7 protein-coding genes and 1 other RNA gene are annotated in these 5,315 nt (G+C 63.6%); 5 read left to right on the forward strand and 3 right to left on the reverse strand.

Annotated features, from left to right (window positions below):
- Positions 1-350 (forward strand): hypothetical protein (locus tag WDW90_RS34505; RefSeq protein WP_336492232.1); only part of this gene is annotated, 350 nt, incomplete at its 5' end.
- Between the two features lie 56 nt (positions 351-406).
- Here WDW90_RS34505 and WDW90_RS34510 read toward each other — a convergent pair.
- The 3 genes from WDW90_RS34510 to WDW90_RS34520 all read right to left on the reverse strand — a co-directional run bounded on the left by WDW90_RS34510 (position 407) and on the right by WDW90_RS34520 (position 1,609).
- Positions 407-640 (reverse strand): hypothetical protein, encoded by a 234-nt coding sequence (locus tag WDW90_RS34510; RefSeq protein WP_336492233.1) that lies wholly within the window; start codon positions 638-640, stop codon positions 407-409.
- 213 nt (positions 641-853) lie between these two features.
- Positions 854-1,209, reverse strand: a transfer-messenger RNA (tmRNA) gene (ssrA, locus tag WDW90_RS34515).
- A gap of 73 nt (positions 1,210-1,282) precedes the next feature.
- Positions 1,283-1,609, reverse strand: coding sequence for an HU family DNA-binding protein (locus WDW90_RS34520; RefSeq protein WP_336492235.1), 327 nt, complete (start codon positions 1,607-1,609; stop codon positions 1,283-1,285).
- 711 nt (positions 1,610-2,320) lie between these two features.
- Between WDW90_RS34520 and WDW90_RS34525 the strand changes: the two genes are divergently transcribed.
- The 4 genes from WDW90_RS34525 (at position 2,321) to WDW90_RS34535 (ending at position 5,233) form a co-directional block, all read left to right on the forward strand.
- A complete protein-coding gene (locus WDW90_RS34525; RefSeq protein WP_336492237.1) occupies positions 2,321-3,073 on the forward strand; it encodes a hypothetical protein in 753 nt (250 codons plus the stop codon).
- Between the two features lie 464 nt (positions 3,074-3,537).
- Complete coding sequence (locus WDW90_RS41025; RefSeq protein ID WP_431311186.1) at positions 3,538-3,804, forward strand: Rap1a/Tai family immunity protein; 267 nt, start codon at positions 3,538-3,540, stop codon at positions 3,802-3,804.
- A 55-nt stretch (positions 3,805-3,859) separates the two neighbouring features.
- Positions 3,860-4,111, forward strand: a complete 252-nt coding sequence (locus WDW90_RS34530) for a hypothetical protein (protein WP_336492239.1) — start codon at positions 3,860-3,862, stop codon at positions 4,109-4,111.
- A 186-nt stretch (positions 4,112-4,297) separates the two neighbouring features.
- Complete coding sequence (locus WDW90_RS34535; RefSeq protein WP_336492240.1) at positions 4,298-5,233, forward strand: hypothetical protein; 936 nt, start codon at positions 4,298-4,300, stop codon at positions 5,231-5,233.
- Positions 5,234-5,315: the final 82 nt, after the last annotated feature.

A 5,315-nucleotide genomic window follows, 5' to 3' on the forward strand; every position in this document is an offset into this window, starting at 1 on the left:
TCCCTGTCGGGCTGATCGCACCGCTCTACCGGGCTGACGAGAACGAGTTCGCAAGGCTGCTCGCCCCTATATCCGAGTACGCCCGCGCTCGGATCGCGGCCTACTGTGTCGAGCGGGATAACCTGCACGCGTTGGCCCTGAAGATCGCAGGCACCTGCGAGGAGGCGACCCTGATCAAGGCGGCAGGCGCGGAGATCGGCGCGGCCCTGTTCACGCAGTCACGCATCGCGGAGGCGAGCCGGCCGGTGCCGGCCGCGGTGCCGGAGCCGGTTTCTACCCCGATGCAGATCATCGATTTCTCGGTGGCGAGCCACGAACAGGAACGGCCGGAATGCCCGAGGGCCGCCTGACACGGCACGGCTACCTTGCTCTGCAGTCACGCTCGTCCTGGCGCGCGGGCCGGTGGTTAGCGGTCCTGTCGCTCAGTTTGCCGGCCGCCATGCTCTTCCTCATCCTGCCGGTTCTCGGCCCGCTTCTCGTCCACCTCACGCTGTAGGCGCTCAAGCTGGCGGGCGGCCTTGGCCTGCCACGCTTGGTCGTGGGTTGAGCCCTTCATGGTGTTCGTGGCCGTCTTAGCGCTTTGCGCCTGTGCCGGCGCGACAAAGGCCAAGGCGATGACGGAGAACACGAGGCGGCGCATGAGGGCGAGGTGATGTTGACGAGAAACAACCGCTAGGCGCAGCAAAACGCACCAAGGCGGCGGGGCTCCTCTAGCGAGAGGATGGCGCAATAGCGGGGAAATCCAGCCAAGCCCGCGACGCCGTTCCTGAGCCACCTTGCGCCGAGCAATGATCAGGGTGCGACTTCGCCAAGATCCAGGTACATTTGTGAGAGAGGTGGGTCCCGGAGCCGAAGCTCCGGGTTCTGTTTCTACGGTTACCCTACCGCAAGATGCTTACGCCGCGAGGCGGGCATCCATGACAACGTTATCGTTGGCATTTAGAGTTTTGGTCAGATGCCTGGAATAGGGATTGCCTACGCCAAACCGGTCGAAACCTTACCGACAGTCGCACCGTCTCCCGCCGAAACGAGATAGGACTCGCGATCCCTTTACCGTCCAGTCGATCCTATTTCGCCCCCAACAGAAGCGCATCACGATGCGCTCATGGTGGAGGCGCCGGGTACCGCCCCCGGGTCCTGAAACGTTATTACGAACCGGTCATCAACCGCAGACGGGATATGGTCGGTCCGGCTTCGGAAAGCAACACCGCAAAGCCGACCGCTTGGCCATGATCAGCCTCGGCATGATCATGCTCTGGCTACGCCGCTTTGCAGCTGCGCCCTACGATGCCTGCAGCAGCTGGCCCCCAACCCCCTCTAGGCACTCGCCCCGGGGATTGAGCCGTCTCCCCATCTCCTTGCCGGGCTTGAATGTCAGAGACTTCCTCTCGCTGACAGCGACCGCCTCGCCCGTTCGAGGATTACGCCCTGTCCGGGCTCGCCGCTCCTTGACCGAGAAGGCGCCGAAGCCGCGGATCTCCACCCGGTCGCCAGCTCCAAGGGCATCCACGAGCCTGCCGAGGATTGCTTTCACGATGGCCTCGCAATCGCGCTCGTAGCGCTGCGGGTTCTGCTTGGCGAGGCGGCGGGTGAGGTTGGACTTGGTCATGGGCCGGACACGAGCGCGACGTGCTCGTGGGCTCAAGGCGGCTCAACGCATTGGAGCGAGAGACATCTCCTGGCCGGCGTGGCCTATGCCACCTATCAAGGCGTGGATCGCACGATGCACCCGCTGGCTTGCGTTGGATCAATGCACTCGCTCCGCCACTTCGCTGTGCTGGCGGGTCCAGAGCAAGGCATGCTGCGATGCCCCTCTACCGCATTAGCCTCCTCGCTGCGGACGGCACGCTCCACGAAGAGCACGAGATCGATTGCGAGCACGATGACGCCGCCATCGACCATGCCGGTGGGCTCAACCACCCTCATGAAATCCACGTCTGGGATGGAGAGCGCCTGGTCGCTCACTTCCACTCGGAGGCAGGATTACGCTCGCCGTACTTGCCCTAAGCGCGGGCATAGGTGCCAGGGCGCTCAACGTTGACTTAACGGTGCCGGCCACGCGACATGGCATGTCCGGCAGGCTCGCTCCCGCGAGTCGTGAGCCGGAGAAGGAAAGATCACCGCCGCGAGATAGGCCCTAAAACGACTACGGCCCCCCAGTCGCCAAACTGGAGGGCCGCGAAATCGAAGGGCTTGTGAGAAGCCTCAAGCAACTCCTCACAAGCCACATGACCCTTCGGGAGTCAAGACGGAACGCCAATTCCGTCAACGATGAAGTCGTGCCTGGACCCTAGCCGCGGCCCGAGCAGGGCTGTGAACGATGTTTCGCGAGACGATGGGGGCTGCCATCGCGAGCGCCCGAACGCTGGCGCAGATGGACGAGCTGTCCCGCCAGGTGTGGCAGGCACACGCGAGCGGGGCAGTGGACGATGCGGGCGCTCAGAGGCTCGCTGAGCGGCTTCACGAGCGCCGCAGCACCATCCGGGCCGGGATCGTGCCCGTAGGCGTCCCTGCCGGCCGTATGAGCCTCTTCCCGCCTCGCAAGCGGCCCTCCTCGCCTGACCGGATCGCCTCCCGCGACAGGCGCCGCCTGCTGGCCTGCTCCGGCCCGATGCCGCCGGGTCTCGCCGCCCGCTTCACGACGGGAGAACTCGCCGTCCTGCGCATCGTCGCCGACGAGGTGGCCGAGAAGGGCGTGTGCGGGCTCTGCATTGACGCCATCGCCGCGAGGGCAGGGGTGTGCCGGCGCCTGGCCCAGAGCGCCATCCGCTTGGCCGAGGGCGATGGGCTGTTGACGATCCAGGAGCGCCGCCATCAGGGGCGCCGGAGCGATCCCAACCTCATCCGGATCATCAGCCGCGAGTGGCAGGCCTGGATGCGCCGTGTCCGTGGAACCACGGCCAAGGGGGGAGGGTGCAAAAGCCTGCACCCCACGGATACGAGGGTGTTAACTCCGGGGACAAGGAGGCCAGCAGAACCGCTCAAGAAGCTGCCGGAACGGCAGGGTCGCCTTCAGGGAAGTGGATCACCAGAATCGGCGCGGATGGCGGAGCCGGTGAAAGCTATGCCATGAGGGCATGCGGCCGGACGATATGACGAACGGGAGAGCCTAGTGAATCGGGAGCTCAACAAGCTGCTACGCGAGGCGCTCATGTGCAGCGTCTACGTAAGCCCGGTGGAGCCTGGGCCTGAATATGAAGAGCTTCAGGAAATAGGCCGGCGCGCCGGATATTGAGAAGAGGAGGGAGGGGGAAGATGACGTTTCTGAGCGGCGATGCTCTCGGTACGGCGATCAAGATTCCTTAGGGCTATAGGAACCTCAATAGGCCCATTGACGGGTAATTGGATCCTCTCTGAATGTCGGACCTGATCATGACCGATGCGCCCAGCCACAGTTTTCTATGAAGCGCACTGTCTTGCAATGAAGATGGCTATTGGGTGGAGAATACAAGCTTGATTTTCGAGATGAGGGCAATGAGAGGCGCATTACTATTTATTTTGATAATTTTTGGTGTTATGCCGGCGTTAAGCGAAGATATGAAATCTGCCAATTATCTTGTTCCTCATTGTTCCACACCGCCACAGACAACCATGGCTGGGGTTTGCCTAGGCACAATCACTACGTTAATGGCGCTCGGCCCTTATCTGCCCGCAGCAGTACGGTCCTGTAGACCTGACGGGGTAACACCAAACCAAGGCATCCAAGTCGCTCTTGCTTACATCGGACGTAAGCCAGAGCGCATGCATGAGGATTTCAGGATGCTTGCTATGGAAGCATTTAAGGCGGCTTGGCCTTGCCGCTGATTTGCGACAGTTTGCGCTGTGTCGGCCGCCAGGAGTGGCGCGCTGAGAGGGAACGATGCGCCACTGCCTGGGGCTTGTCCCTGCTCTCACCGTTTGTGGCGCCCTGTCCGCGGCTGAGCCCCCGCGCACCATCGAGCGCATGCTCAGCGAGGAATGGGATATCGCCGGCTATGTCGGGACCTTCGACAACCGCTCCTCCCTGATCCTGTTTCGCAAGAAGGGCGTGAACTTCCTGGTTCAGTGCTCGATCCTCTACGACGTGACCAGAAGCCAGAGGGTCGTCACGAACTGCTATGAACTCCACTGAGCCAACGGACAGTCGGCGCGACCCCGGCTAGCTCGATCCACACCTGTAGCGCTTGAGCGCCTCGATTTGCGCGATGAAGGTGTGCGCCAGCTTGTTGAAGGCCCGCTCCGCCACAGAGCTGTGGAGTGTCTGACGCGATTTAATAATCTGACAAAAAGTCCATTGACGTCAGTCACTTGGGTACAAATGCTGGTGTTTGGCGTCGGGCACCCCATCCATGTCATGAAGCGCGAAACCCTCAAAGGCCCTCTCTGGATCTTGATCCTCTTCCTCGCCTCCGGCTCGATTGGCTCGTCCCAGGGGGCCTCCCCCTCCAACACGGCCACGCCCGCGCCTGAGGCCGCACGCAAGCCCGGCCCTCCCTACCAGATGCACGGGGCCAGCCATGCCCAGCAGCCCTGGTCGCCTCGTGCCTGCCGGGCAGGCTCCATCAATACCGGCGTGGTCGAAACGCCCGACTTCATCGGGCGGCGCTACCGGATCCACAAGTTCGCCAGCGGCCACGGCTGGGCCAAGATCCGGTTCAGCATCCGCGGGCGCATCTTCGAGAACGGGTTCTCGCTCGACCCCAAGGCTTCCGAGCGGCCACCGAGGCTGGTCTGGGGCCAGCGAGATCGCGCCCTGGAACGGCGCACGGGCGCCGCCGAAGCGTTAGTTCTCGAACGGTACCCGACCACCGGAGGGCTGGTGCTCTCACTCGACTGCCTGCAGCCCGGTGGCCCAGTCGGCACGCCGGCCCCTAAGCCCAAGCCCAAGCCCAAGCCCCGGCCTGAGGGTGGTTGCCGTATCGAGCGCGCCACCCTCACGGCCGAGCGGCAAAATCCCGTGGCCCGCCCGACCCAGATTGACATTCGTCAGCAGATCCCCGGGGACGACAACTTCAGAAATATCGGCAGTGTCCTGGTTCGGCCCAATCCGGCTGGCGGGCTCCTCGTCGGGCCCGTGCGCCCGGCCGCTTTGAACCGGGAACTCGGCGTCTGGGTCAAGCCCGGTGACACCCTTGTGGCCACTGACGTCTCGCAGGACGAGAAGGAGGGCCGGATGGGCGGCGGGATGACGGTCAAGGCGGGGGACAGCTACGTGCTGGAGGTCGTCGCCTGCCCCGCCCGGCGGTCGCGGTAGGTGCTCTAGCCTGTCGTTCCCTGTGGGAGGTCGCTGACTGGCTCTCCGCAGAGACGTCTACCTCTTCCTGGGGAGGGTGCCG

This window comes from Methylobacterium nigriterrae, assembly GCF_037106235.1.
In the GTDB taxonomy this organism is placed as follows: Bacteria; Pseudomonadota; Alphaproteobacteria; order Rhizobiales; family Beijerinckiaceae; genus Methylobacterium; species Methylobacterium nigriterrae.

Coding starts and splice junctions, on each gene's coding strand:
- WDW90_RS34520 (WP_336492235.1), bottom strand. CDS start 1,609: ATGACCAAGTCCAACCTCACCCGCCGCCTCGCCAAGCAGAACCCGCAG.
- WDW90_RS34510 (WP_336492233.1), bottom strand. CDS start 640: ATGCGCCGCCTCGTGTTCTCCGTCATCGCCTTGGCCTTTGTCGCGCCG.
- WDW90_RS34525 (WP_336492237.1), top strand. CDS start 2,321: ATGTTTCGCGAGACGATGGGGGCTGCCATCGCGAGCGCCCGAACGCTG.
- WDW90_RS34530 (WP_336492239.1), top strand. CDS start 3,860: ATGCGCCACTGCCTGGGGCTTGTCCCTGCTCTCACCGTTTGTGGCGCC.
- WDW90_RS41025 (WP_431311186.1), top strand. CDS start 3,538: ATGAAATCTGCCAATTATCTTGTTCCTCATTGTTCCACACCGCCACAG.
- WDW90_RS34535 (WP_336492240.1), top strand. CDS start 4,298: ATGCTGGTGTTTGGCGTCGGGCACCCCATCCATGTCATGAAGCGCGAA.